Annotated in this window: 23 protein-coding genes; 16 read left to right on the forward strand and 7 right to left on the reverse strand. The window is 69.2% G+C overall.

Annotated features, from left to right (window positions below):
• Window positions 1-22 precede the first annotated feature (22 nt).
• Window positions 23-589: a TetR/AcrR family transcriptional regulator gene (locus tag ABD120_RS24790; protein ID WP_343952436.1), complete on the forward strand. Its 567-nt coding sequence runs from the start codon at window positions 23-25 to the stop codon at window positions 587-589.
• Between the two features lie 83 nt (window positions 590-672).
• Here ABD120_RS24790 and ABD120_RS24795 read toward each other — a convergent pair whose 3' ends face one another.
• Window positions 673-1,554 carry an NAD(P)-dependent oxidoreductase gene (locus ABD120_RS24795; RefSeq protein WP_343952437.1) on the reverse strand — a complete coding sequence of 294 codons (882 nt, stop codon included), beginning with the start codon at window positions 1,552-1,554 and terminating at the stop codon, window positions 673-675.
• 176 nt (window positions 1,555-1,730) lie between these two features.
• Here ABD120_RS24795 and ABD120_RS24800 point away from each other — a divergent pair, with 176 nt between their 5' ends.
• Window positions 1,731-2,066 carry a winged helix-turn-helix transcriptional regulator gene (locus ABD120_RS24800; protein ID WP_343952438.1) on the forward strand — a complete coding sequence of 112 codons (336 nt, stop codon included), beginning with the start codon at window positions 1,731-1,733 and terminating at the stop codon, window positions 2,064-2,066.
• A 21-nt stretch (window positions 2,067-2,087) separates the two neighbouring features.
• Here the strand turns inward: ABD120_RS24800 and ABD120_RS24805 are convergent, their stop codons facing one another.
• Window positions 2,088-2,441: a winged helix-turn-helix transcriptional regulator gene (locus ABD120_RS24805; protein ID WP_343952439.1), complete on the reverse strand. Its 354-nt coding sequence runs from the start codon at window positions 2,439-2,441 to the stop codon at window positions 2,088-2,090.
• Between the two features lie 89 nt (window positions 2,442-2,530).
• On the opposite strand from ABD120_RS24805, the gene ABD120_RS24810 reads away from it, so the two are divergent.
• The 5 genes from ABD120_RS24810 to ABD120_RS24830 all read left to right on the forward strand — a co-directional run bounded on the left by ABD120_RS24810 (window position 2,531) and on the right by ABD120_RS24830 (window position 9,550).
• Complete coding sequence (locus ABD120_RS24810; protein ID WP_343952440.1) at window positions 2,531-4,090, forward strand: MFS transporter; 1,560 nt, start codon at window positions 2,531-2,533, stop codon at window positions 4,088-4,090.
• A gap of 477 nt (window positions 4,091-4,567) precedes the next feature.
• On the forward strand, window positions 4,568-6,157 hold the full coding sequence (locus ABD120_RS24815) for a phospholipase A2 (RefSeq protein ID WP_343952441.1): 1,590 nt from the start codon (window positions 4,568-4,570) through the stop codon (window positions 6,155-6,157).
• A gap of 59 nt (window positions 6,158-6,216) precedes the next feature.
• Window positions 6,217-6,516: an SCO4225 family membrane protein gene (locus tag ABD120_RS24820; RefSeq protein ID WP_343952442.1), complete on the forward strand. Its 300-nt coding sequence runs from the start codon at window positions 6,217-6,219 to the stop codon at window positions 6,514-6,516.
• The gene (locus tag ABD120_RS24825; protein ID WP_343952443.1) at window positions 6,513-8,459 is read left to right on the forward strand and encodes a S8 family peptidase; all 1,947 of its coding nucleotides are present in this window, start codon (window positions 6,513-6,515) and stop codon (window positions 8,457-8,459) included. The genes ABD120_RS24820 and ABD120_RS24825 overlap by 4 nt, the downstream gene beginning before the upstream one ends.
• Before the next feature lie 263 nt (window positions 8,460-8,722).
• Window positions 8,723-9,550 carry a hypothetical protein gene (locus ABD120_RS24830; protein ID WP_343952444.1) on the forward strand — a complete coding sequence of 276 codons (828 nt, stop codon included), beginning with the start codon at window positions 8,723-8,725 and terminating at the stop codon, window positions 9,548-9,550.
• A 26-nt stretch (window positions 9,551-9,576) separates the two neighbouring features.
• Here ABD120_RS24830 and ABD120_RS24835 read toward each other — a convergent pair whose 3' ends face one another.
• Both ABD120_RS24835 and ABD120_RS24840 read right to left on the reverse strand, forming a co-directional pair.
• Window positions 9,577-9,852 (reverse strand): alpha/beta fold hydrolase, encoded by a 276-nt coding sequence (locus tag ABD120_RS24835; protein WP_343952445.1) that lies wholly within the window; start codon window positions 9,850-9,852, stop codon window positions 9,577-9,579.
• 207 nt (window positions 9,853-10,059) lie between these two features.
• The gene (locus tag ABD120_RS24840; RefSeq protein WP_343952446.1) at window positions 10,060-10,542 is read right to left on the reverse strand and encodes a MarR family winged helix-turn-helix transcriptional regulator; all 483 of its coding nucleotides are present in this window, start codon (window positions 10,540-10,542) and stop codon (window positions 10,060-10,062) included.
• A gap of 110 nt (window positions 10,543-10,652) precedes the next feature.
• On the opposite strand from ABD120_RS24840, the gene ABD120_RS24845 reads away from it, so the two are divergent.
• The 8 genes from ABD120_RS24845 to ABD120_RS24880 all read left to right on the forward strand — a co-directional run bounded on the left by ABD120_RS24845 (window position 10,653) and on the right by ABD120_RS24880 (window position 21,642).
• Window positions 10,653-11,825, forward strand: coding sequence for a cytochrome P450 (locus ABD120_RS24845; RefSeq protein WP_343952447.1), 1,173 nt, complete (start codon window positions 10,653-10,655; stop codon window positions 11,823-11,825).
• A gap of 251 nt (window positions 11,826-12,076) precedes the next feature.
• Window positions 12,077-12,505: a hypothetical protein gene (locus tag ABD120_RS24850; RefSeq protein WP_343952448.1), complete on the forward strand. Its 429-nt coding sequence runs from the start codon at window positions 12,077-12,079 to the stop codon at window positions 12,503-12,505.
• Window positions 12,502-13,818 carry a hypothetical protein gene (locus ABD120_RS24855; protein ID WP_343952449.1) on the forward strand — a complete coding sequence of 439 codons (1,317 nt, stop codon included), beginning with the start codon at window positions 12,502-12,504 and terminating at the stop codon, window positions 13,816-13,818. The genes ABD120_RS24850 and ABD120_RS24855 overlap by 4 nt, the downstream gene beginning before the upstream one ends.
• Window positions 13,809-15,386: a vWA domain-containing protein gene (locus ABD120_RS24860; RefSeq protein ID WP_343952451.1), complete on the forward strand. Its 1,578-nt coding sequence runs from the start codon at window positions 13,809-13,811 to the stop codon at window positions 15,384-15,386. The genes ABD120_RS24855 and ABD120_RS24860 overlap by 10 nt, the downstream gene beginning before the upstream one ends.
• Before the next feature lie 505 nt (window positions 15,387-15,891).
• Window positions 15,892-17,175 (forward strand): MFS transporter, encoded by a 1,284-nt coding sequence (locus ABD120_RS24865; RefSeq protein WP_343952452.1) that lies wholly within the window; start codon window positions 15,892-15,894, stop codon window positions 17,173-17,175.
• 454 nt (window positions 17,176-17,629) lie between these two features.
• A complete protein-coding gene (locus ABD120_RS24870; protein WP_343952453.1) occupies window positions 17,630-18,031 on the forward strand; it encodes a hypothetical protein in 402 nt (133 codons plus the stop codon).
• A gap of 5 nt (window positions 18,032-18,036) precedes the next feature.
• Complete coding sequence (locus tag ABD120_RS24875; protein ID WP_343952454.1) at window positions 18,037-20,577, forward strand: DUF7737 domain-containing protein; 2,541 nt, start codon at window positions 18,037-18,039, stop codon at window positions 20,575-20,577.
• Window positions 20,578-20,820: 243 nt separating this feature from the next.
• Entirely contained in the window at window positions 20,821-21,642 is an 822-nt protein-coding gene (locus ABD120_RS24880) for a PHP domain-containing protein (protein WP_343952553.1), read from the forward strand.
• Between the two features lie 42 nt (window positions 21,643-21,684).
• Here ABD120_RS24880 and ABD120_RS24885 read toward each other — a convergent pair whose 3' ends face one another.
• The 3 genes from ABD120_RS24885 to ABD120_RS24895 all read right to left on the reverse strand — a co-directional run bounded on the left by ABD120_RS24885 (window position 21,685) and on the right by ABD120_RS24895 (window position 24,086).
• Entirely contained in the window at window positions 21,685-22,044 is a 360-nt protein-coding gene (locus ABD120_RS24885) for a hypothetical protein (RefSeq protein ID WP_343952455.1), read from the reverse strand.
• Window positions 22,045-22,221: 177 nt separating this feature from the next.
• Window positions 22,222-22,950: a phosphotransferase family protein gene (locus ABD120_RS24890; RefSeq protein ID WP_343952457.1), complete on the reverse strand. Its 729-nt coding sequence runs from the start codon at window positions 22,948-22,950 to the stop codon at window positions 22,222-22,224.
• A 143-nt stretch (window positions 22,951-23,093) separates the two neighbouring features.
• A complete protein-coding gene (locus tag ABD120_RS24895; RefSeq protein WP_343952458.1) occupies window positions 23,094-24,086 on the reverse strand; it encodes a DUF8189 domain-containing protein in 993 nt (330 codons plus the stop codon).
• A gap of 299 nt (window positions 24,087-24,385) precedes the next feature.
• Between ABD120_RS24895 and ABD120_RS24900 the strand changes: the two genes are divergently transcribed.
• Entirely contained in the window at window positions 24,386-25,372 is a 987-nt protein-coding gene (locus ABD120_RS24900; RefSeq protein WP_343952459.1) for an ArsR/SmtB family transcription factor, read from the forward strand.
• Window positions 25,373-25,436: the final 64 nt, after the last annotated feature.

Genomic DNA, 25,436 nt, shown 5'->3' on the forward strand with positions numbered 1-25,436 from the left:
TTAGCAAATGTGAGGTGACGCCATGCCCGCCCAGCGCGCGGACGCCCAGCGCAACCATGCCCTCCTGCTCGCCGTGGCAGCAGAGGCGATCGCCACGGACGGCGCCGACGCGTCCCTGGAGCAGATCGCCCGTACGGCGGGCGTCGGGTCCGGCACCGTGCGCCGCCATTTCCCCACCCGCCAGGCACTGCTCGAAGCGGTCTTCCGGGGGCGGGTCGAGACCCTGTGCGCCCGCGCTCGCGAGCTGACCGGCCAGGCCGACAGCAGAGCCGCGCTGCTGGATTGGCTGCACGCCGTCACCTCGGAGGCCGCGACCATCCGAGGGCTGGCCGTCGCGCTGACCCGCGACCGGGCCGACCCCTGCGCCGTGCAGGAGTACTGCTGCACGGCCCAGCTCACCGAGGCGGGCGGCCCGCTGGTACGCCGCGCCGCGAGCGACGGCGAACTGACACCGGGCGTGACCGTCGACGACCTGATCACCCTGATCACCGGCATCGCCCTCGCCACGGAACACCACCCGAACCCCGCCACCGAGTCCGACCGGCTGCTGCGCCTGGCGGTGTCGGGATTCTTCCGGCCGCAGGGCTGATGCCGGTGCTCGCCTCGGCCGGATTCCGGATGAACGTCGCGCTCGTCGTCAGGCCGGCACCCGTACCGGCCTGATCGCTGTGGTCAGGAGCGGTTGTCCAGGTAGTGGCGGGTGAGCCGCGTGATGTCATCGCCGCCGTGGCCCGCTTCTACGACGGCCTGGGCGAGGGGACGGACCGACCCGAGCGGCCCGGGGTCCATGCCGCGGCTCTCGGCGGCGTGGATGATGTGGTCCATCGTGGCCACGTTCGAGGCGATGCTCGACACGTCTGCCGGGAATTCGCCGCGATTGAGTTTTTCCGCCATGTCGGTGATCGATTCGGGGAGCAGGCCGATGATTCCCTGGGCGAACGGCGCGAAGTCGGCGGCGTCGATGCCCTCCGCCTCGGCCAGGGCGAAGGAGTGGGCGAGACCGCTCATCGACGTCCAGAAGATGTTGAGCAGCGCCAGGTCGAAGCCCGCAGCGCGGCCGGGATCCGCGCCGAGATGGGTGTGCGAGCCGCCGAGCGCGGACAGCGTCTCGGCGTGCGCCCGGTACGACTCCTCGGGTCCGCTGTAGAGCAGAACCGCCGCGGAGGTGCCGATGGTGAAGGTGGGCGACATGACCGCTCCGTCGAGGTAGTCGATGCCGTGCTCGGCGGCCCAGGCGGCGGCCGTACGGGAGCGGGCGGGGGTGTCGGCCGTGAGATTGATCAGTGTGCGGCCTTTCAGGACGTCGGCGATCGGCAGGAGGATCGCGTCCGAGGCGTCGTAGTCGAGCACGCAGACGATCACCAGCGGGCCGGCGGCAGCGGCGTCGGAGGGAGACGCGGCCAGGACGGCGCCCTTCGCGACGAGTGCGTCCGCCTTGGACGCGGTGCGGTTCCATACCGTGGTGGGGTGCCCGGAGGCCAGGAAAGCGGCCGCGATGGCCTGCCCCATGGGGCCGAGACCGAGAACGGTGACCGGGCTCTTCTGGGCGGTCATGTCGTTGTCCTTTCGTCGCCTGATGGTTCGACCGGGCAAGGGTGCCGTCGGTGAACTCCGCGTCCTTGGAAATGGGGGACCTGCGGTGTCTCCGACCTTGGCCCGTTGCGGAAATTTGTGCAAGTACCTACTATTTGTTCAGGTACTTACCTTTACTTCAGCATGGGAGGCTTCGGATGAAGAAGCGCAGCTACACCTGCGGCCTGGACGCGGCCGTGGACGTGGTCGGCGGCAAGTGGAAGGCGCTGATCCTGTGGAGCCTGCACGAAGGCCCTCGGCGGTTCGGCGAGCTGCGAAGAGAGGTGCCGGGCATCAGCGAGAAGTCGCTGATCCTGCAGTTGCGCGAGATGGAGCACTGCGGATTGGTGCACCGGGAGGTGTACAAGCAGGTCCCGCCGAAGGTGGAGTACTCGCTGACCGAACTCGGTCAGTCCCTCAACGAAGCCCTCATCCCGCTGGGCGACTGGGGTGAGAAGCACATGAAGACCATCGAAGCGATCCCAGCGGCCTGACCGGCCGGCGGACCCGGCCGATCAGGCGGCCGGTGATCCGCCCTGGCGCACCGCCTCCTTGTACCAGCGGCCCCAGTCGTCCAGCTGCTCGGTGATGGCGTCCAGGCTGCGTCCGACCTCGGTCAGCGTGTAGTCGACGCGTGGCGGCACTTCTCGGTGGACGGTCCGCGTCACCAGACCGTCGCCTTCCAGCTCCCGCAGCTGGCGGGTCAGCATGCGCTGCGTGATGCCCGGCAGGGTTCGCCTGAGTTCACCGAAGCGCAGGGTTCCCGGGACCAGTTGCTTGAGGATGGCCAACTTCCAGCGACCACCGAGAATCTCCATGGCGAACTCGACGGCGCAGTAATCCGGAGTCTCTTCGACATTGGAACGCACGGCTGACCTCCATTGGTATACAGAATGACACTAGGTAACATAAATGGCCGTACTTGCAGCTTGCGGTGAAACCTCCCGAAACTGTGACAATGGTGAACAACGATACGCCCGTACCTGTGCGCGCGACAGGGGAAGGGGACCGGCCGACCTCGTCGTCGCGGCAGCGGTGGGTGATCCTGGCCGTGATATCGGGCGGCCTGCTGCTGTGCGGCATCGACCTCACCGTGCTCCACGTCGCCGTGCCGAGTCTGAGCCGGGATCTCCGTCCCAGCGCCGCGGAGTTGCTCTGGATCGTCGACGTGTACTCCCTGGCACTCGCCGCCATGCTCGTGACGTGCGGGACCCTGGGCGACCGGATCGGCCGACGCCGTATGGTGCTCGCCGGCTTCCTCACTTTCGGGCTGGCCTCGGCGGCCTGCGCCTTCTCGGCGTCCAGCGTGCAACTCATCGCCGCACGTGCGGCGCTGGGCCTCGGCGCGGCGATGATCATGGCGTCGACGGTGGCGATCATCAGGGTGGTGTTCACCGACGGCCGTGAGCGGGCCTTCGCGATCGGCGTGTGGACCTCCGCCCACAGCGTCGGAGCGACGATCGGGCCGCTGGTCGGCGGGCTGGTCGCCGAGCGGTGGGGGTGGGGTGCCGTCTTCCTGGTGAACGTTCCCGTGCTCGTCGTCATCCTGGCCGTCGGGGCTCGCGTCATCCCCGAGTCGAAGAACCCCGTGCCCCGCCGGTGGGACCTGGCCAGCGTGGTGCTCTCCGTCACCGGCCTGGCCGCCGTGGTGTACGCGCTCAAGCAGGTCGGCGAACACATCGGAGTGAACGCCACGATCATCGTCACCGCCCTCGGCGGGGTGACGCTGCTCTACGTCTTCGTCCGCCGGCAACGACGTCTGGCGGAGCCGCTGCTGGACTTCTCCCTTTTCGCCGAGCGCCGCTTCACCACCGCCACTCTCTGCGTCATCGGCTGCTTCGGCGGCTACGTCGCCCTGCTGTTCTTCCTGACCCAGTGGCTCCAGCAGGTGGGCGGCTACTCTCCGCTGTACGCCGGCCTTTCGCTGATGCCGTTGGCCGCCGCCAACGCCGTGGGCGCCGTCACCGCGCCCTGGATGGCGAACCGGTGGGGAAACCGCGGGGCGCTCACCGGTGCGCTGCTGCTTTTCGCCCTCGCCTACGCGGTCATCGCCGCCGTGGGCGACACCGCCCAATACGGCGTTCTCCTCGCGCCGCTGCTCGCAGCCGGGTACGGCGCCGGCATCGTCATGACGCTGGGCGCCGACTCCATCATGAGCGCAGCTCAACCCGAGCGTTCCGGGGAAGCGGCCGCCATTCAGGAAACCTCCTTCGAACTCGGCGCGGGACTCGGCGTCGCCGTCCTCGGCACCGTCATGGCCGTCGTCTACCGCACCGGCATGCCGCCGGTTCCCGGCCTCGGAGCCGATGAACGCGTCACAGCCGGAGAGTCGTTCGCCGCCGCCGAGGGCCTCATGGCCCAACTGCCCCCGGCAACCGCGGACGCCGTGCTGAACGCGGCCCGGCGAGCCTACGACCAGGGCTTCACCGCCGTGGCGGTGATCGCGACGGTCGGACTGGCCCTCACCGCTGCCATGGCGGCCGTCCTGCTCCGCCCCGGCAAGGGCGAGAGCGTCTGAAGGACGGCGCCGCCTCGGCTCGCGCTGTGCGATCTCCTCCGGACCGGTCGACTCGGCCCGCCGCCGCTCCGTGCTGTGCCTCCCACACCGGCGACAGCACGGAGACAGGTCGGCGAAAGGCGCTTCTTCTAGTGTCGGACCGGATCTCACGCTCTTCACGAGAGGGCTCGATCCCCGGAGCGCGGTACGAACGCGTGCCGCCGTCCGGCGCTCGCGGTCGGGAGTCCCGCCCGGAACCGTTGTTCCCGGGCGCGTTCTCACCAGGTGAGCCCCAGAGATCGTCACGGCAAGGTGACTATTTTCTGCTATTGCATCGACGATCACCCGCGAGCAAACTGTGACCAGGCAAGCACGCTCCGAGATCGCCGGGAGCGCGCGAAGAGCGCATCTTCTACACGGGGAGCAGTACGAACCATGCTGAACAGGCGACTACGCCACTTGTGTCTCGGGTTAACCGCGACAGCGACCATCCTTCCCTTGATCACCGCGATCCCGGCCGCCGCCTCCACGGCCACTACCGCCACCACGACCGCGGATCCGACGCCGGTCCAGCAGATCGGCCCAGGCCAGTACTTCGCGGACACCCGGGTCTTCGAAGTCAGCGAGTCCGACGTCGCCGCAGGGGCGATCGGACGCAGGCACAAGGTGGCCGCCGTCGACGGCGGCCTGGCCAGACCGGAGTCGGTCCCGGCGGCGCGCACCGACCTGGCCGTCTTCGGGCCCGGCTGGCAGGCCGAGTTCCTCGGCGGGACCACCAGCCGTGCACTGAATGTGCAGGGAAACGAGGTGGTCGTCACCGAGCTGGGACTGTCCGGCTCGACCCGCTACGAGCTCAAGAGCTCGGTCGACTTCCCCTCCGGCGGAGGCATCCGCAAGTACGAGGCCACCGACGGCTCCAAGCTCAGCGAGACCACCCGCTGGGACACCACAGCGGGTGCGATGAAGACGACGATCACCGAGGTCCCGGCGATGGACCTCGGCACGCCGGCCGCAGGGGACGACGGCTTCGTCAACGCCGACGGCAGCGCCACCAGCGCCGCCGACCTGAACCTCACCTACACCTGGTCCCAGCTCGGCTCGGCCTCCTGGCGGGTGACGGACGTCGCCAACCGCGCGCACGGCGCCGCGGCCGTCCGCTACGACCCGCAGGGACGCGTCGCCTCCGTCACGGAGTCCGCCGCCGGCGACACCCCCGAGAGCGTACTGACCTTCCAGTACGCCACCTCGACGACCGCCACGGCCGCGACCTTCGGCGACTTCCAGGGACGGATCAAGCAGATCTCCCTCGCCACCGGCACGGACCCGGCCCAGGTCGTGGCGAGGTACGGCTTCGACACCGCCGGCTACCTCCGGACGGCCACCGACCCCACCGACGACGGCCAGGCCGGCTACGCCTACGACGCGACCGGTCGTGTGACGACACTGTCCTCCGAGCGAAAGGGCGCCTGGGATCTGAGCTACTCCGGCTCGTCCGCCTCGCCCACCGCCACCTCGACCGGTCCCGGCGGACTGCCGGACGCCCCGGACCCGGCCAGCAGCACGCGCCCGCCCGCGGGTGCGCCGAGCCTGGCCGATCCCAACACCACGGGACCGCCCACCGGTGAGTTTCCGCCTGAGGGTATCGACCCAGGTCAGGCATACCCCCGCCATTGCTGGTACGCCGCGAGCTGGCTGTGGTACACGCGCGCCGGCTGCGCCGCCTGGACCGCGCACTACGGCTGGCGCAAGCCGTACTGGAGGCAACTCCCCACCGGACGCTGGGTCGTCGGCATCCTCTACGACCACTGCACCAGCGCCCCCGACCGGCCGGGCGGATTCAACTTCATCCCCGCGTGCGACATGCACGACTACGGGTACGGCCTGATCGGCAACACCTACAAGGGCTACCGCTTCTACCTGGACAGGCACCGCAAGGTCGACGTCGACGACGTCTTCTACGTCACCCTGCGCGATTGGACCTGCTCCGCTTACAGCTGGTGGCGGCGCGGTACCTGCCGGAACATCGCCTGGGTCTACCGCAAGGCGGTCCGGTTCGGCAATCCGAGGAACGGCGCGAACGCGACCTGACGAACTGCGGGCGCGGGCCTGTTCCGAGGGTCCGCGCCCGCCCCACCGAAAGCCTTCTCATGCCCCGTAGAAGACACCGCCGCCGAGCCGCCCTGATCGCCGGCGCCTACCTGGGCGCCGTGCTGGCCACGGAGGGCTACCTCAGGTTCGTCTCCATCCGGTACGGCACGCCGATCGGTCCCGGCATCGTCCTGATGGCACTCACCCTGCCTTCCTCCGTGCTCGTGCTGGCGACGCCGGTGGAGGGCGGGTACCTGGAGGCCGCCCTGGTCGGCTGCGGCGTCCTGCAGGCGGGCGTGCTGTGGCTGCTGCTCCGTGGACCGGTCGATGCCAGTTCTTCCTGGAGGAATCACCCGTGAGGAAATCAGCCGCCATCGTGGCGGTCTTAGCGTCGGTCGTCGCGCTGACGGTCACCGGGGCCGTGGCGCTGGCCTCGGCGCCCGGCCCCGAGATCGCCCCCGGCCTGTCGAAGCGACTGTCCGCGGGCGGCACGATGAGAGTGATCGTGACCACCCGGAGTCAGGCGCAGCTCTCCGCGGCGGCCGCCTCGGACCAGGTGCTGCAGCGCTACACCTCTCTGCCCATGGTCGTCCTGCGGGTGGACAAGGCCGGGCTGGACCGGCTCAGCACGCAGCCGGACGTGGTGAGCGTGGTCGAGGACAAGCCCGAACCGCCGGTGCTGGCCCAGAGCGTGCCGCTGATCGGCGCGGACAAGACCCGTGCCGCGGCTCTGACCGGCAAGGGCACCGCGGTCGCCGTACTGGACACGGGGGTGGCGGTACGGCACCCGTTCCTGGGCGGCAGAGTGATCGCCGAGGCGTGCTTCTCCCCGAGTGACCCGGAGTACGCGGCCACCAGCCTCTGCCCGAACGGCACGGACGCGCAGGAGGGGCCGGGCTCGGCCGACTCCGAGCAGGGCCGGTGCGCCACGCTCGACTGCGCCCACGGCACGCACGTGGCGGGGATCATCGCCGGCCGGGCCGGGGTCAGCGGCTCCGACGGTCCGGGAGTCGCTCCTGAGGCCGACATCGTCGCCATGCAGATCTTCAGTCGCTTCGAGTCGGAGGACATCTGCGGCATGAGCGCCTCGCCCTGCGTGCTGAGCTTCACCAGCGCCCAACTCGCGGCTCTGGAGAAGGTCCACGCCCTGCACCAGTCGGGCGTGCCGATCGTGGCGGCCAACCTGAGCCTCGGCTCGGGCCGGTACAGCGCGGCATGCGACGCCGACCCGCGCAAGGCGGCGATCGACCGCCTGCTCACGCGTGGTGTGGCCACGGTCGTCGCGGCGGGCAACAACGGGTTCGGCGACGCTGTCAGCGCTCCGGCCTGCGTCACCTCGGCCGTCGCCGTGGGCAGCACCACCGACACCGACGAAGCCTCCGGCTTCAGCAACCGAGGCGCGCTCCTGGACGTCTTCGCGCCGGGTACGGGCATCACGTCCTCGGTGCCCGGCGGGCGATGGGCCGCCATGAGCGGTACCTCCATGGCCGCCCCGCATGTGGCCGGTGCCTTCGCGGTGCTGCGCCAGACGTACGCCTCGGCGGGCATCGGCGAACTGGAGGCGAAGATCAAGAGCACCGGGAAGGCCATCACCTACCCGGGTGGGAGCACTCCTCGGCTGCAACTGAAGGACGCGGCCCTCGGCCCGACCCCGACTCCGACCCCGACGCCCACTCCGAAGCCGACGCCGCCACCGGACGGCAAGCACTGGGTGGACACCTTCGGCACGGCCAACGGCTACCCGTGGACGCAGTGCGTCGGCAAGTGCCCCGTGCAGGGCAAGCTCTACGCCGCCACGAACTACGTCTTCTGCAAGATCTGGGGAGACGAGGTCAGGGACGGCTCCGGCAACTACAACCGTTGGTGGTTGCTCACCGACCTCGATCGCACCAACCCGGGGGCGAGCGGGCGGTCTTACGTCTCGGCCTACTATCTGTCCCGCTGGGGTAACGACGAGGCCCGTGACAACAGCGGCGCCGTCATCCCCGACTGCACGGGCAAGAGCACCGGCAAGCACTGGGTGGACACCTTCGCGGACGCCATCGGCTATTCCGGCCCGTTGACCGGCGCGACCATGCAGGGGCAGCTCAACAAGGCGACCAACTACGTCTTCTGCAAGAAGTGGGGCGCAGAGGTCAGGGACAGCGCGGGGAACCACAACCGTTGGTGGTTGCTCACCGACCTCGATCGCACCAACCCGGGGGCGAGCGGGCGGTCTTACGTCTCGGCCTACTATCTGTCCCGCTGGGGTAACAACGAGGCCCGCGACAACAGCGGCGCCGTCATCCCCGACTGCAGCTGACCATGCATGGTGTCTGGCCGACTCGGGCGGGAGGGACCCGTCTGATCATCATCTAGCTGCCGTATTCCCGGTTTTCGCGGCCTTTTTGTCAAGGCGGTTGAAAACCGGGAGAGCGCTTCCACTACTCCCTGCTACCTGCGGTGACGCCAAATTCTTGAGAAGAGTTTCTTGATTGTTTGGCATTCGTGAGTCAAGCTTTACCATGATCATCGCGATGGCCCGCCACCGCGGGCCGTCGGCCGCACGTGGAAGGATGAGGACGCTTGACGTACACGAGAACGCTCGGACGTGCCGGTGTCGCAGCCGTCGCCGCGACGCTGACGATCCTGAGCACCGGGGTGGCCGCACACGCCTCCCCTGCTCCCTCCCCCGCCAAGAGTTCCGCCGTCGCCTGCCAGCCTTCGGGTGCGCTAGCAGTCGACGGCGCGGAGCTCGACGTCAACAGCCCCGCGCCAGGCGTGGGTAACTGCTACACCTTCACCGGAAACGTCGGCGACAAGCTGACCGTCGGAATCTATCTGCCCGGCGCCACCGGCGAGCGGTTCGGCTTCCACAGCAAGCTGATCGTCCGCGACCCGGCCGGCCAGATCGTCGCCCAGTACGTCGGTGGGTCCCCGCAGGTCGAGGGCATCTACCGGCTGGCCATCCCCGACCTGACCGCCGCCGGGACCTACCAGGTCGAAGTGGCCCCGGTGTTCCCCGACGGCTTAGTCTCCGGCCGAGTCCTGCTCAACTCCGTCGTCGACCTCGGCCGTGTCGACATCGACGGTCCCGGCAAGCAGGTCACCCTCAAGCGGATAGGCCAGGAGCAGCGCATCACCTTCGCCGGACGCTCCGACCAGTGGGTCCAGCTCGACCTGGCCAACTTCGACTTCCAGACCGGCACCCCGGCGCGTGAGGCGGGCGTCTGGGTCGAGATCTGGGACAAGGACAAGACCCGCCTGCTGTACCGCGACGTCCTGCGCGCCAACGGCCGCCGCGAGATGGGTCCGCTCCGCGTCACCGCCGACTTCGTCGTCCAGGCGTGGACGGTGTGGGGCTCGCAGGGCGGCGTGACCCTCTCGATCCCGAGCATGCCGCCGCAGAAGTAACCCTTTGAGAAAGTACGGCGCGGGCCTCACACGGGCCCGCGCCGTACTCGTATCCGAGCCGGACCGGTGTCCAGCCAGTCGGCGACGGCCGCGACGTACTCGCCTGTCTCCGTCAGCGGCAGGAGGTGCCCGGCTGATGGAAAAGTCCGATGTGTCCAGTCGGGACGGCGAGCGGCCACACCGTCGACCATGGTCGTGGTGATCAGCTTGTCCTGCGCCCCGGCCAGCAGCAGTGTGGGAACGTCGAGCCGGTCGATCATGCGGTGGGCCGCATCCCTGTCGACGAAGAGGGCGGACAACACCGAGGCGAAGGCCGCGACGGCGCAACCGAGGTGGCGAATCGCACCCCTTCAGCGTGCCATGCCGGGCGCACCGGGGAAGGCCCAGCGGAGGATCGGGGCGCTTCTTAATCCACCGGCCGGGATCGGTGGCGGGGTGTCGGGTGGGCACAGGTGTCGGCAGGGGCACGGCGGCGCAATGGAGCCGGTCGCGGGGCCAGGCCCGCGCGGTCAGGTGTCCCTCTGCGTGAGGTGTGCATCCACGGTGCCGCGCAACTCGGCCAGGAAGGTCTCGAACTGCTGTAGCACCTCGGGGTGGTACTGGGACAGCACCGCATCCTGGCGGTCGTTGACGGGACCGAAGAACTCGTCGGAGAGTTTTCTGATGTGCGGGCTGGTACGCAGGGTGACGACGCGCCGGTCGGTGTGTTCGCGGCTGCGGACGACGTACCCTGCCTCTTCGAGGCGGTTCACCAGCGCGGTCATGGCGCCCGACGACAGGGAGATGCGCCTGCTGAGCTGGGCCGGGGACAGCGGGGCACCCCGCTCCTCGGCGGAGGAGATCTCCAGAAGGGCGAAGGCGTCGGTGGAGTGCACGCCCAGCACTGCGGCGAAGCGGCGGCCTAGTTCGGTGAAGGTCGCACCATAGGCCCGGAGCCCTTCCGCCAACCGCTCACGCTGCGCCGCGACGCCACTGGGCATCGGTTCCTGCATCCGGGTTCTCCGCCTTCCCTTGTCTGTGAGCCGCGTCGACGGCGTGTTTGACAATCTATCGGGCCCAATCTACCTTCGCCATGGAACTACTTCACCATGGAGGTATCTAAGTGACCGGTGCGCCTTATGCTGGTGCCGACCCGTTCGCCAACCCCCCTCGTGGCCTCAGTGAGCCTCATCCCGCCCCGGCCGCCCTGCGCGCCGCAGGCCCGATCGTCCGGGCCGATGCCTACGGTGGCGGCCCGGTGTGGATCGTCACCGACGATGCGCTGGCCCGTAAGGTTCTCACCGACCCCCGCCTCGTCAAGGACCCCGCTTACGCGCCGCCGAGCTGGGACCCTCACATCGTCGGACTGGAGCCGCCAGCCGCCGAGCACCTGTCGCTCACCACGGTCGACGGCCCGGAACACACCCGGCTGCGCCGTGCGCACGCCGGGCTCTTCTCCGCCCGCAGGATGCGCGAGCACGCCGATCGGACCACCGAGATCGTCCGGCGCCTGCTCGCCGAGGTCGCCGACGACCAGGTCGACCTGATGGCCGACTTCACCACCCGGGTCCCGCTCACGGTCCTGTTCGACCTGCTCGGCATCCCGCTCGACCGGGTCGACCAGGCCATCGACGCCTGCCAGCGAATGGTCCACGGTGCCCCCGACGAGATCGGCGGCTCGATCGCGGCGCTGGAGGAACTGGCCGCCGAGTCGCTCCGCGACGGTCGGCACGGGCTCGCCGCCGAGCTGCGCGATCACGTCCCCGACGAGGTCACCGACGTACAGCTGCGCTACCTGATCTTCGGGCTGATCTTCGCCGGGCAGCTCACCACGGAGGCGGCCATCGGCTTCCTGGTCGCCCACCTCCTCGACCCCGACCGGCCGGTGGACGGGGTCACGATCGATGATCTCGTCCAGGAAACGCTGCGTCTGCACCCACCCGCCCCCTTCACTCTCTGGCGGTTCGCCACCACCGACCTCGAACTCGCCGGTGTGGCGATCCCTGCGGGCTCCCCGGTGCTCGTCGACATTCAGGGCATCAACACCGCCCCCGGCCGAGCGAAGGGGCAGGACCTCACCTTCGGTGCGGGCCCGCACTACTGCCTCGGCGCGCACCTTGCCCAGGTCGAGTTGAGCGCGATCGCGAGGGTGCTCCGGGCCGACTTCCCCGACGCGCGCCTGGCGGTGCCGTACCGCGAGCTCCGGCAGGCCGGTGAAGTCGGCATCATCGGAGGTCGGCTGACGGCCCTCCCGGTCACCCTGCGCCCGGGAAGCAGCGGTGCGCAGGGTGGCTGAGACTCCTCGTGATCCGAACTCCGAACAGTTCCTGAGGTTTGCCGATCACCCCGGTGGCCGGCAGTGGGCCGCCGGGGCCGGCCTTGGCCGCAACCCTGCTCCAGTAGCCGGACGCATTGATTCACCGTCTATCGCGTTCCCGGCAAGACATCGCAATCAGGTGAAATTCCCTTTCTGAGGACAGTCCGTGTCTAAATAGCATGGCGAGGTTACGATCGCCGTACATATTCTTGGGTACGGGAGGGACAGGCATGGATATGGCAGCATTGGCCAGTCAGCTCATGCCATACCTGAGTGCGGCGATCGGTGCCTATGGGGCGGCTTTAGCGGCCAAAACTCAGGACGTCATCGCGGATGAGACGGTCATCCTGGGACAACGTCTGCTTCAGCGCGTCCTCAAACGAGAACAGTCCCGCGCGCAAATCGAGTCCGCCGTCAACGATCTTGAGCAGGCCCAGTCGGACCCGGAGGCGGGGGACGTCGACGACGCGTCGGCGGCGCTGCGTCTCCAACTGAAGAAGGCGCTGACCGCCGATCCCGAGATGGCGGCGGAAATGGCCAGGATGCTGTCGGACACCACGCTTTCGAGCGGGGTCACCGCAGTGGGCGAGCGGGTCGCCGTCATCGGGGTCAACGTCGGTGTCGTACAGCAGGGCGACGATTCCACCGCCTCGCGATGACCGATCCTCCCGTCCCCAAGAAGGCGGCGGCACGCGGTAAGCGCGCTGCTGAGATCAGCGACAACCGCGGCATCACCCAGCAGGGCGACAACTCGGCCGCGGGCCAGGTGCAAGCCGGAACCGTCGGTGAGATTCACGTTCATGTCGCGCCGCCGCGCAAGTCGTCGGGGAAGAAGTCCCCGGACCCGCCCGACGAGGGCAGGCGGCGACTTCTCCTGATGATCGCGGTGGGCGCGGTGGGCACTGTCGGCCTGGCCGGCGGCGGATTCTGGGTCCAGCAGAACCTCACACAGTTGACGCCGGTGTTCGGCGGCGGGTGGGAGGCGTTGTTCGCCAGCGAGGAGATCGGTGAGGTCTTTCGGCGGCAGCGACTCGATGTCGACGTCAACAATCTCTCCGGCATCGACATGACCTACATCCAGGGCGAGGACCTGGACCGCTACCACTTCTTCCTGTGCCCGGCCGACAGCATCGCCGCAGCGGTGAAGAACAACTTCAGGGCGTCGGGACAGTCGCCGTCGAACCCCCGCCTGGTATTCCAGGCCCCCATGGTGGTGCTGGTTCACCGAGCCCTGCTGGAATGCCTGGTGGGCCAGTCCCTCGTCAGGTCGGAGAACGGCTTCCACGTTTTCGACGTACTGCGATATCTGGACCATCGCCTGAAGAAGCCGAACTGGACATGGGGCAGTATCGGAGCGCCCGAAGCGGTCGCGCAGGGGGATTCCCAGGTGGAGGTGGTCTCCGGCGCTCCGTGCTCGGCCGGCGGCGGTGATCTGTACCTCAGCCTGCTCATCCACGCGCACCGGAAGAACTACCGTACGGACAAGGTGCGTTTGGTCAACGATTTGCAGCGATTGTTCCTGAACAGTTGGCCGGCGAGCAGTTCCGGCCTGTTACAGGAGTTCTTCTCCAGCCAGCAGTACCCGATGGCCTTCGTCTACGAGCACGACGCGCTCAAGTATCTGGCGGACCAGCAGGGAATAGCACCCGATAATTACCGCCTGCTCTATCCCGACCCGGGCGTGATCTCCAAGCACCTGTTCGTCGGCCGAGACGACGAGGACGGGAGCGAACTCGTCGGCGATCTGCTCACCTCGCGCGAAGTGCAGCAGATCATGGCACGGAGATTCTTCCTGCGTGGCGCCGACGCCGAACTCTTCGAACAGGCCGTCATCGCGCACGGCATGACCGGTTGCATCCGGCAGGGCGACGCTGTCGGGTCTTTGGCACTGCCGATCCCTTCCGACATCGCCCCGTTTCCCCGCCCGGACCTCATGATCGAATTCAGGAACGAGATCGTGGCATGCGCCTGAGCCGACCGGCACCTCGGAGGGTGGTCATCGCGGCGGTGATGTTGCTCGTGCTGTTCGCCGGGCTGTACGCGACCCGGGATCCCGACCGGCCGGAGCAGATCACGATCCTGGCCGCTCCCGAACTGATGGATCTGCGTCCCGTCCTGTCCGACTTCACCCGCGCCGAAGGGATCCGGGTCGAACTGCGCGAAGCCGATGGCGCGCCCCTCTCCACGCAACTGGGCACACGGCCGCCCGTCGACGCCGTCTGGCTGCCGACCGGCCTGGAGCACAACGGGGACGGCAACCGGCAACTCGGCGCGGGAAGAACGATCACCTTCTCCCCGGTTCTGCTGGCTCTGAAGGTCTCGGTCGCCGAGCGCCTCGGTTGGATCGGCAGCCGGGTCACCTGGAAGCAGATCGCTTCGGCCGCCCGAGGACACCGCTTCACCTTCGGCATGAGCGCACCGGATCAGACGTTCACCGGGCGCGCCGCCGTACTGGCCGTCGCCAGCGGTTTGACCGGGGTCATCGACTCGATCGACGACGGCGACATCTATCCGGCGGCGGGCGGGCTGCGGGCGATGTCCGCCGCGCAGACCGTCACCGCGTCGACCGATGCCGAACTGGCCGCCCGCTTCCTGCAATCCGGCGGCGCCTCCGCGGACGGGCTGTACACCCACGAATCCCAGATCGCCCGGCTCAACGCCTCCGGCCTTCTCAAGCAGCAGTTGGTCCCCATACGACCGAGTGACGGCGTGGTCAGCGCCAGGTACACGCTGCGGCCCCTGCTGAAACCGCGTACACCGAAGGCGGCCGAGAACCTGTCCCGGCTCGCCGACCATCTGCTCGACCCGGACACGCAACAGAAGATCGCCGATCGGATCCGGCACCGTCCCATCGCTCCAGGCGTGCGCCTGCCAGCGGCTCTGCCTGCGAACCCGCCCCCGTTGCTCAACATCCCCCGGGACCAGACCGTCGTCGACCGGCTCGTCGCCGTCTACCTGGGCCGCTACCGTTACGCCACCCGCACCGTCTTTCTCCTTGACGTCTCGGGCTCCATGCGCGGTGCCAAAACCGCAGACCTGCGCCGGGCCGCCGCGGCCTTGGCCGGTGCGCCCGTGACTCACGGGGCCGGGGTCGCCGAGGAGGAGGCGATCTTCCTCCCGTTCGGCTCCTCCCCGGCCAAGCCTGTGATCATCGACTTGTCCGGCGCCCGCTTCGCTCGCGGTCACAAGGCCGTGAGCGACTTCCTCGCCGGCCTCACGCCAAGGGGACACACCGCGACCTACGACGCCCTCGTCGCCGCTCTGCGGAATCTCGCCAGGCTCGGCACCGACGACCGCATTCTCTCGATCGTCCTGATCACCGACGGCATGAGCAACAGAGGTCGCACCCTATCCGACTTCATGAAACATCGTGACACGCTGACGCCCGACCTCAAACGGGTGCCCGTCTACCCCGTACTGGTCGACGGCGCCGACGCCCGCTCCATGCGGCAACTGGCCGAACACACCGGCGGCCGGCTGCTCGACGCCCGCCACACCGACCTCGCCGCCGCCTTCCTCGCCTATCGAGCCCAACAATAGGACGGCGAGCAGGCATGCCCGGTCAGCGGCGAATGTCGCCGTCGGCGTGTCGGCTCGGCCGTCAGGCGTCCGGCTCACCGTACGGATGACCGGTTCTTCTCGGATACGTCAGTAGACCGACCGGCCGCATCGGAGACCGTCACCCTGTCCGGCGGTTCGTTCCCCGCCAGGGACCATGCCTCGTCGCAGCGCGGAGTGAGCATTCACCTGCTCGCGAAGCAATGCGGAAAGAAACGATCCGCAATATGCGGCATGGTCGAGGGAGACGGATCGTCACGCACCCGACCGATCCACGAGACCCTGATGGAGACGATGCGTTCCCTCCGCGATCCGAGAACCCAGTAGCAGGTCCGCCTCGCGGAATCAATCGGACGTCAACATTCGTTGTCACGTCCGCCGCCTGTGGCGGCGCGCCTTCCCGGCCCGCCACCGCGACTTATCCGATCGCGGATTGTCGTAGGCGTTCCGTATGTTCATGTATGCATCCACCGATACGGACAGACCGATGACTCGAAGGACCCCCATGATGACCGCGACCACCCCCTGGCGCAGAAATGTCGCCCTCTTCCTGACCGGCCAGACCGTGTCCTTGTTCGGCTCGATGGTCGTGCAGTACGTGGTCATGTGGTGGGTCACCCTGGAGACCCAGTCCGGGCTGGCCGTGGCCCTCTACGCCGTGGCCGCGTTCCTGCCGCAGGGCGTGGTGTCGATCTTCGGCGGCGTGCTCGCCGACCGGATGAACCGCCGTGTGCTGGTGATGATCGCCGACGGCGGTATCGCCGCGGCCACGCTGGTGCTCGCCCTGCTCATGGCCAACGGCGTGACCGACCTGTGGATCGTTCTGCTGGCGGTCGCGGTCAGGTCGGTCGGCGCGGGTGTTCAGACCCCCGCCGTGCAGGCGATGATCCCGCAGATCGTGCCCCCCGAGCGGCTGATGCGGGTCAACGGGATCTTCCAGACCATCCACTCGGCGATGGCGTTGCTCGCCCCCGCCGTCGGTGCCGCGATCTTCGCGGCCTTCGGCCTCGTCCCGGTGTTCTTCCTGGACGTGGTCACGGCGGTCATCGGCATCGGCCTGCTGGCCCTGGTCGCGGTCCCGACGCTGGAGCGGGTGGCCGAGTCCGGCGCGACCTACCGGCAGGACCTGGTCGAGGGAATGCGCTACATCCGGTCGAACCCGGTCGTGCGCTGGCTGCTCGCGGTGTACGCGATCATCTTCATGCTCACCGTGGCGCCCTCGTTCGTCACCCCGCTGATGGTCGCGCGCAGCTTCGGCACGGAGAAGTGGATGCTGGCCGTACTCGAGGTCGCCTTCAGCGTGGGCATGATGCTGGGCGGCGTCCTGGTGTCCACGGTGCTGGCCAACCAGGGACGGGTACGGATGATCCTCTTCGCCGTCTACGGGTTCGGGGTGCTGACCGTGGCGCTCGGCCTGAGCACGAACCTCTGGGTCTTCTACGGCTTCATGTTCCTGGTCGGCCTGCTGGTGCCTCCGTTCTCGACCCCGTTCATGACCCTGATCCAGGAAACCGTCGAAGCCGGGATGCAGGGCCGGGTGTTCAGTTACGTCGGCATCGTTATGGCGCTGGCGACGCCGCTCGGCATGGTCGTGTTCGGTCCGCTGGCCGACGTGGTCAGCGTGCAGGTCCTGCTGATCGGCGCCGGACTGGCCGCCATCGTGGTGATCGCGATCGCCGCCCGCCTGCCGTCCGGCCGTGCCACCGTCGCCGCCGCCCGCTCCTCGGCCCCGCAAGGCGAGCCCGAGGCGGAGAGCGTCGCCAAGGTCTGAGCGCAGGAAACCGCACACGGGACACTCTCCCGCGCCCTCTGATACCCGGCAGCACATGGACTGGCCGCACCAGCCAGTCCATGTGCACCCGGCATCCGGAAGGGTCCCCGCGTCCTGGTGACCAGATGGTGGGTCTCCTGTGCGAACGACCCGCGCACGGAGGCGGTCGCGCGCCGTCTCCGGCACGCCCAGCAGGACGGTACGGTCGCCGCCGGCCTGGACGTGCTGATCGACATGACGGACGGCGCGGTCACCTACCGGGTGCTGCAGCGGGACCCGCCGAGCTGCTGCGCCATCTCACCGTCGTCTACCGTCAGGCCGGGCTCCACCCGCTCGCCACGGCGCCGACCGGTCGTGCCGGAGCACTCCCGGAACTGTGCGTACTGCTGGCCCCGGCCGGGCCGTCCGCCTCGGTGCGGCAAGACTGTCGGTCCGCTCTTCTATGGTGGCTGCCGTGGTGGACATCGAGGTGCGCAGCCGAGTTCCCGGCAGGTCCGGCGACGACCTGCCGACAGTGCTGGTACGGCTGGCCGACGAGGGCACGACGGTGCGGGAGCTGATCCGGCGCACGGTCGAGGAGCAGATCCGGGAGTCGCGCGCCGACACGGCGCGTTCCCGGCGCATCCTCGACCGGCAGTACGGGTCCGACGACGAGACCCCCAACGGCGCGATCAGGAAGCCGCCGGCGGATCCTGACGCGACTGCGGAAGCCGCCCGAGCGCATCGGGCCTTCGCCCGGGGCACGTTCGTGGTCTTCGTCGGCGGACGGCAGGTCGCCGACCTGGACGAGCAGGTCACCCTCCGGCGCGGTGAACCGGTGGTCTTCCTGCGACTGGTCGCGCTGGCAGGAGGCTGATGACGATGGAACGCTCTGTACCGGACATCTACCTGGCCGCCGTCCACGAACACCGCGAGGCGCTGTGGCGGCTGGTGGACCAGGCGCGCGTCGCGGCGAAGGCCGAAGACCTGCCGGGCCTGCGCGAGACGGCCGGGCAGATCCGGCTCCGGATCGAGCAGGGCGACGATCAGACGATCGGCAACCTGGCACCGCACATCGGCGACATCGTCGCGGAGGTCGACACGCTCTACGACGCCGCTTTCCCGGCCGACCGGCGGGACGACCTGGCCGACCTGCTGGCCACGCCGTGGCCGTCGGCTCACCGGAAGTCTCTGCTCGCCGCCTTCCTCGGGTGCGACGTCCGGCACCGGTCGGTGCTGGACGAGGTGGCGGAGTCGGCCGTCGCCGCTGCCGACGTCCACCTGCTGCGGGTGCTGGTCTCCACCCCGCTGGGCAGTCTGAGCAGGGAGAGCGTGGCCCGGATTCTCGACGCGCTCCACCGGTTCGGCGCCCTGGACGCCGCCATGGTCGAACGGGCCTTCACCGACGACCGCTACCTCGGCCACGCCATCATCGGCCGGTCTCCGACCGGCGAGGCGAGCGGTCCACCGCTCGCCTGCGCGGATGCCGTTCGGGACCATGTGGACGCGCTGACCTGGCGGCTCGTCTGCGCACCGGCCCCGGCCGACTGGGACGAACTGCCCAAGGGGCTGGCGCCGCGTGGGCTGAGGTTCGTCCGGGTGGCGCTCACCTGGGACGGTGACCGGCGGGTCGCCGACCACCTCGGGGTGGCGGAGTTGACCGACGAGGAGCGCGGCGACCTGCTCGCCCTGTTGCGGGATCGGCCGGTGGAGGAGCGGCACCAGGCGTTCCGATGGCGGCGGCACGCCGGCGACGCCGAGGCGTTGCTGCCGTTGTTCGGCCTGGAGCGCGCCGCGCCGTTGCTGCGCCTGATCCAGGCGATCCCGGCAGACGAGGTCGCCCGCCAGGACCGGGCCGTCCTGCTGGCCGCGATCGAGGACGCCGGAGCGGACGCCGCCCGGCGCATGCTGGAACGCGAACCGAACGAACTGGTCTCCGCGGTCATGGGTTGGAACCGAGCCGAGGTGCTGAAGCGCGTCAAACACAATGCGTTGCGGGGCATCGCCGCCTTCGGGATGTTGCCGCTCGCTCCGGATGAGACGGTCCTCGACCGCTATCTGGCATTGCGCGAGTGCGCGAAGAAGGGCGCCAAGCTCGGTCCCAACCGCAGGCACAGCCACGCCGCCGCGGTCGCGGTCGCCCTCGACCACCTGGCGCAGGTGGCCGGCGTTTCAGAGGTGAGCCGCCTCGAATGGGACTGCGAAGCCCGCATCGCCACCGAGACCCCCACGGTGGCGGAGGTCGGCGACTACCGGATCGCGTTGCGGTTCGACGGCGCCGACCCGGTGATGACGGTCGACCGGGCGGGTAGGACGTTGAAGTCGGTGCCCGCCGCCGTCCGCGCCGACCCCGGTTACCAGAAGCTGCGTGAACACCAGAAGCGACTGACAGACCAGGCTCGCCGGATGCGGACCGGGCTGGTGGAGCGGCTGGTCGCCACCGCCGGCACGCTGGCACCGGACGAACTGGCCAGGTTGCTGTCACTGCCCGCCGGCGCGGCGATGCTGCCCGCGCTGCTCTGGAAGGACCAGGCGGGGATGATCGACCTGCTCGACCAGGTCGACACCACCGGCCCGGTCACCGCCGTCCACCCCGTCGAACTGCATGATCGAGGAGTTCTCGCCCACTGGCAGGCGGAGATCGTCCGGCGCCGCCTCCAGCAGCCGGTCAAACAGGTGTTCCGGGAGCTGTACGTGCTCACTCCGGCAGAACGCGAGGCGGGCTCGGTGTCGCGGCGGTTCGCCGGTCAGAGGGTCAGCGGCAAGGTGGCCGTCCAACTGCTGTCCGGCCGGGGTTGGCACACCCACAGCAAGTACGACGACCATCAGGCGACCCGCGCCGTCGGCGACGGCCTCATCGCCGGGCTGCGGTGCGACTTCCACGGCTACTTCGGGAGTGGGGACGTCCTGATCGGCGAGATCCGCTTCCTGACCGGCCCGGATCGTAACGCTGCCCCGACCCGCTCGGACGGCGTGCCGGTGCCACTGGCCGACGTGCCACCAGCGGTGTTCTCCGAGGTCATGCGCGATCTGGACCTGGTGGTTTCTGTCGCAGGCATCGAGCCGGAGGCGTACCTGTCGCAGGCGCAGGCGGACAGTCGTGCGCAGGTCCTTGCGGCGCTCATCGCCGACCTGGGGCTGGCCCGGGTCACCGTCGAGGGGCGCGAGGCCGTGGTACGTGGTACCCGGGCGACCTATCGGGTGCATCTGACCAGCGGCAGCATCCACGTCGACCCGGGCGGCCACCTCTGCGTGGTGCCCGCCTCGTTCGGCGCCACGGCACACCGGCGGCTGTTCCTGCCGTTCGCCGACGAGGATCTGATGACGAGCGTCATCCTGAGCAAGGTGCTCCTGCTCGCCGAGGACGAGAAGATCAGCGATCCGTCGATCCTGGCTCAGCTCGACTCCCTCACGGGGATCTGACGCCGCCCCAGGACGAACCCGCCCACGAGGTGACCGACGTGCATCAGGTGGCAGTCGTCGAGCCGTCGCGCGGCGGCGCACCATGCCGCCGCGTCCACAGGTACGTCGGTGCCCGTGTCTGGGCTCGACGGACTGATCTCGCTGAGCGATATCGTGGTGATCTTCCTTCAGGCCATCCCCTGAAGTGGCCCGGACCATGCGCTGAAGGAGCGGTGAGCGGTGAGGTTGCCCGCAGACAGTCACGTGCACAGTGAATGGTCCTGGGACGCCCCAGGAGGCTCGATGGAGGGCGCGTGCGCGAGGGCGGTGGCGCTGGGCTTGCCGGCCATCGCCTTCACCGAGCATGTCGACCACACGGTCTGGACGGTCGCCTCCGGCGACCTCGACCCGGGCGGCTTCCTCGCGGGCTTGAGCGCGCCGGATGGATCGTTGACCCCTCCGGGGTTCGACGCGCAAGGGTACCTGGAAGCGATCGAGAGGTGCCGCGAACGTTTCCCGAGCCTCCGGATCCTGAGTGGCCTTGAATTGGGAGAACCTCACTGGCATGCCGAAGCCATCACGAAGGTCCTCGGGACCGGACGATTCGATCGCGTCTTGGGCTCCCTGCACTGCCTTCCCGAAGGCGCCGGGTTCGCCGAGCCGCCGGGCCTGTTCGAACACCGGGACGCGGGTGAGGTCGTTCGGGGGTACCTGGAGGAAGTCGCCAGGCTGATCGCCGGGAGCGAGGCGTTCTCCGTGCTCGCTCACATCGACTACCCCGTCCGCCACTGGCCGAGGGAGCGGGCCGGCGTCTTCGACTACTCGGCCTTCGAGGAGGAGTTCCGGCACGCGCTGCGGGTGACCGCTCAGTCGGGAAGAGCGCTCGAACTCAACACCCGCCTGCCGATGCACGCGACGCTCGTGAGGTGGTGGCACGAAGAAGGCGGCCAGGCGGTCACCTTCGGAAGTGACGCTCACGGTCCGGCAGACATCGCGCGCAGATTCCGAGAGGCGGCGCACATGGCAGAGGCCCACGGGTTCCGCCCAGGACGAAACCCCTACGACTTGTGGGCGCGCGTGGACTGATCGGCGCGAACACGCTCGGACGATCGCCGGCCCTGTCTGCCTTCAGCTGCGCCGGAGAAGCTCGGTGTGCGGCAGGTCCTCGGGGTGCAGGAGGCCGGGCCGGGCGTTCAGCAGCCGCCATCGACTCGTGACCCCGTCCGGGCCCTTGAGCGTTCCCTGCGCGAGCGCGGCGTCGATGCGGGCCCGCACCTCACGCTCCGCTTCCGCCTCCACCGCGAACAGGACACGCAGCCGCACGGTGCCGTCCCGGCGGTCGGCGTCCGTATGGTGCGGCGCGATCGGGCAGGGCGGCTCGTGCTCCCAGTGCCCGCACAGCGCCGCGGTGATCGCCGCTCCAGGGGAGCGCACATCGCTGTGTGCTTCCATGACGATGGTCGCCTCATGGGCGAAAGCCGTGCGCACCCTCCGATGATTCCTCACCCGCGTCCGAGCGGTCCAGCGTGGATCCCGATCGGCGAGGTCCGCGACTGGTGTTCCGCGAACCCGTACGGTGCAGCCCCCTGTCCGGGCCAGTTCCAGAAACAAGGGTGCGCTGGGGAAACGGCGTCATGTGCTTCAGGAGACGGGGCGGATGTGGCCTCACCGTCGGGATCTCAGTACGGCGAGCTCGGGCTCCGGGTCGAAGCCGTGCTCGATCAGCCAGCGGGCCGTGCGCAGGCTTCGCAACGACCACCACGCGCGGATCACGTCGAGATCGACGTCGGTGCCGTAGCCCGCGAGGACGTCGCCGAGGCGCTCCTCATGCCCGAGCGTCAAGGTGGCGAGGTCGAACAGGGCATCGCCCCGGCTCGCCTCGGACCAGTCGATCACGCCGGTGACGTCGTCACCGTCCACGAACACGTGGGTGACCTGCAGGTCGCCGTGCGTGAACACCGGTGTCCACGGCCGCAGCGCGGCCTCGGCGACCCGGCGGTTGCGGGTGACCACGTCCGTGGGGAGAACGCCGTTCGAGACGAGCCACTCGCATTCGCCGTCGAGCTCCGATGCGATCTCGTCGAGGCTTCGGCCGGGCCATGGCGGCAGGGGCGCGTCGTGGAGTGTGCGCACTGCGGCGCCCGCTGCGGCCCACGCCGCCGACGACGCGGTCGACGGCTCGCCGAGGCGGCCGAGCGCCGTTCCGGGGAGGGCGGCGAGCGCGAGCACGGGCGGCTTGCGCCACAGGATCTCCGGCGTCGGGATCGGTGCCATGGCCATCGCCTCGACCTCGGCGTCCGTGCGGGTCTGATCGGCGTCGATCTTCAGGAACACGTCGCCGACGCGCAGGGTGGCGCGTTCGCGATGGGCGACGACGACCTCGATCTCTTTCACGTCGGCCATTATCGCGGGACAGACCACCGACGTCGCCTGCGACTGCGCAGCCCGGCCTCGGATCGAAGGGGTTGGCAGCGCCGAGCAGGGCGGTGGGTGAGGGGCTGTGGTGGGGCGAATGTGTGCTCGCCCCACCGGCTTCGTCAGTTCAACGTCAGGGTGGACCAGCCGGAGCCGTCCCAGCGGTAGTAGATGTGCTGGTTGGAGGCGTTGGGCGCGATCGCATGGACATGACCGTCTTCGGTGGTGATGGCGGCGGGGTCGCCCGCGATGGTGCCGCCCAGGTTGGCGGTGTTCCAGGTTCCGCCGGACCAGGCCCAGTACTTGAGCTGGTTGTCGGTTCCGCGAACGAAGAGGCGAATCTGACCGACGTCGACGTGGGCAGTCGGGTCACCCGCGATGGAGCCGCCCAAGTTGGCGGTGTTCCAGGCCCCTGAGAAGTAGGCCCAGTATTTGAGTTGGTTGTCGCTTCCCCGGGCGAAGACACGTACCTCGCTACTGACTGGGGAGTGGGCGGTGGGGTCGCCTGCGATGGAGCCGCCGAGGCTGGCGGTGTTCCAGGTTCCTGCGGAGTACGCCCAGTATTTGAGTTGGTTGTCGGTTCCGCGAGCGAATACGCGTACTTCGCCGATGTTGGTGGTGTGGGCGGTGGGGTCGCCTGCGATGGAGCCGCCGAGGTCGGCGGTGTTCCAGGTTCCTGCGGAGTACGCCCAGTATTTGAGTTGGTTGTCGGTTCCCCGGGCGAATACGCGTACTTCGCCGGCGTCGGTGGTGTGGGCGGTGGGGTCGCCTGCGATGGAGCCGCCGAGGCTGGCGGTGTTCCAGGTCGCGCCGGTCCAGGCCCAGTATTTGAGCTGGTTGTCGGTTCCCCGCGCGAACACCCGCAACTCACCGGTGTCGGTGTTGTGCGCCGAGGGTGAGCCGACGATGCTGCCGCCGAGCGAGGCGCGGTTCCAGACGCCCCCGAAATTGGTCCAGTAGACGAGGTCGCCGGAGGCGCCCCGGCTGAAGTACCGCAGCCTGTTCCCGTGCGGCAGCAGCGAACCGGACAATGACGGCGTGTTGACCGCTTGCCGGACGAGGGTGGTTCCGGCTTGGGCGGGTGTCGCCGCCGCGAGGGCGGCGGCGGTGAGCACCAGGCTGATCAACCCGGACGCTAAGCGCGTGATCTTCAAGAAGGGTCCCTTCGACACTCGTGGAGGGATGAACGTGTCCTCAGGATCACGCCGGGTTCGCGACCGGAACAACGACCTTCGACGGAGGTCTAAAAAGCCTGCACAGACGGGCAGGATCGTGAGGGCGGGGCGCTGGAGCGGATGGTGGAACCCGGACCAGAACAAGGCTTCGGGACGGCGGCCGCCGAACGTGTGCGGTGACGTGGCCGCCCGCCTGTCCGATACACGGGGGAGCGGTTTCGTAGCGGTCTGGAGGCTGGGTGCGCATTCACTTCTCGCGGGGCGATCTCGCACGAACCCGACTGGCCGAGGGCGCGGACGTCGCATGGGAGGTGATCAACAGCCTCCACGCGCTTCAGGCCGCGTACGGCGGATCGATCCTGCGGGCCTGGCGCAAGGCAACGGGCCCCGACCTTGCCGCAGCGGACCTCGGCCGCAGGGTGCGCGACCGGCTGTTCCCCGTGGCGCCCAACGCTTCGTACTTCCCCGACCTCCTGACCCCGCCGGAGGGCGCGCTCGGGCTGGGGGAGGCGTTGGAGACCGTCGTCTCCGCGCCGCGTCGCCGGTTACGCCAGGAGTTCGGCGCGCTCCGCGGCTCGCCGGGCGCCGGGCCGTGGCTGGCCGACCTGGCAGCCGGACGTACGGCGGCGCTCAGGGAACTGGCCGCGACGCTCAGCGAGTACCACCGGGTCTCGGTGGAACCCCACTGGGAGTCGATAACCACCTCTGTGGCCGCCGATCTGGCCTTCCGGCGGCGGGCGCTGCGTGAACACGGCATCGCCGCGCTGCTCGCGACCTTCCGGCCGATGATGCGCTGGGAAGACCCGGTGCTGCACCTGCCCATCCACCCTTCGGGTCGCGACGTTCACCTGCGCGGGCGCGGGCTGGTGCTGATCCCCTCCTACTTCTGCCGCAGGCACCCGCTGACGATCTTCTCGGCGGAGCTGCCGCAGGTGGTCGTCTATCCCGTGGAGCTTCCGCTCCGGGCCGCCGTACCGTCGTCCGTCGGCGCGCTGGAGCGCCTGCTGGGTGAGACGCGTGCGGCCGTGCTGCTGGCGGTACGCGCGGAGCGTACGACCGGCGAGTTGTCGCGGGACCTCGGCGTGGCTCCGGCGACGATCAGCCACCACACCGGCATCCTGCGTGAGGCGGGCCTGATCCACAGCCGCCGCACCGCGAACACGATGCTGCACACACTCAGCCCCCTCGGCGCCGCGCTGCTCAACCGCCATCCCTGGCAGACGTAGCCCCGCCACATCGGGCGGGCCCGGCGGCACACGTCGTGAACGTCGCCGCGCGAGCGGCGACGGT

Origin of the sequence: Nonomuraea longicatena, from assembly GCF_039525605.1 — a bacterium.
Lineage (GTDB): Bacteria > Actinomycetota > Actinomycetes > Streptosporangiales > Streptosporangiaceae > Nonomuraea > Nonomuraea longicatena.

Excerpts from the sequence above, each read along its gene's own strand:
- ABD120_RS24790 (WP_343952436.1), top strand. The coding sequence starts at position 23 with ATGCCCGCCCAGCGCGCGGACGCCCAGCGCAACCATGCCCTCCTGCTC.
- ABD120_RS24875 (WP_343952454.1), top strand. The coding sequence starts at position 18,037 with ATGGAACGCTCTGTACCGGACATCTACCTGGCCGCCGTCCACGAACAC.
- ABD120_RS24860 (WP_343952451.1), top strand. The coding sequence starts at position 13,809 with ATGCGCCTGAGCCGACCGGCACCTCGGAGGGTGGTCATCGCGGCGGTG.
- ABD120_RS24840 (WP_343952446.1), bottom strand. The coding sequence starts at position 10,542 with ATGCAGGAACCGATGCCCAGTGGCGTCGCGGCGCAGCGTGAGCGGTTG.
- ABD120_RS24865 (WP_343952452.1), top strand. The coding sequence starts at position 15,892 with ATGACTCGAAGGACCCCCATGATGACCGCGACCACCCCCTGGCGCAGA.
- ABD120_RS24795 (WP_343952437.1), bottom strand. The coding sequence starts at position 1,554 with ATGACCGCCCAGAAGAGCCCGGTCACCGTTCTCGGTCTCGGCCCCATG.
- ABD120_RS24820 (WP_343952442.1), top strand. The coding sequence starts at position 6,217 with ATGCCCCGTAGAAGACACCGCCGCCGAGCCGCCCTGATCGCCGGCGCC.
- ABD120_RS24800 (WP_343952438.1), top strand. The coding sequence starts at position 1,731 with ATGAAGAAGCGCAGCTACACCTGCGGCCTGGACGCGGCCGTGGACGTG.
- ABD120_RS24810 (WP_343952440.1), top strand. The coding sequence starts at position 2,531 with ATGGTGAACAACGATACGCCCGTACCTGTGCGCGCGACAGGGGAAGGG.
- ABD120_RS24850 (WP_343952448.1), top strand. The coding sequence starts at position 12,077 with ATGGATATGGCAGCATTGGCCAGTCAGCTCATGCCATACCTGAGTGCG.
- ABD120_RS24855 (WP_343952449.1), top strand. The coding sequence starts at position 12,502 with ATGACCGATCCTCCCGTCCCCAAGAAGGCGGCGGCACGCGGTAAGCGC.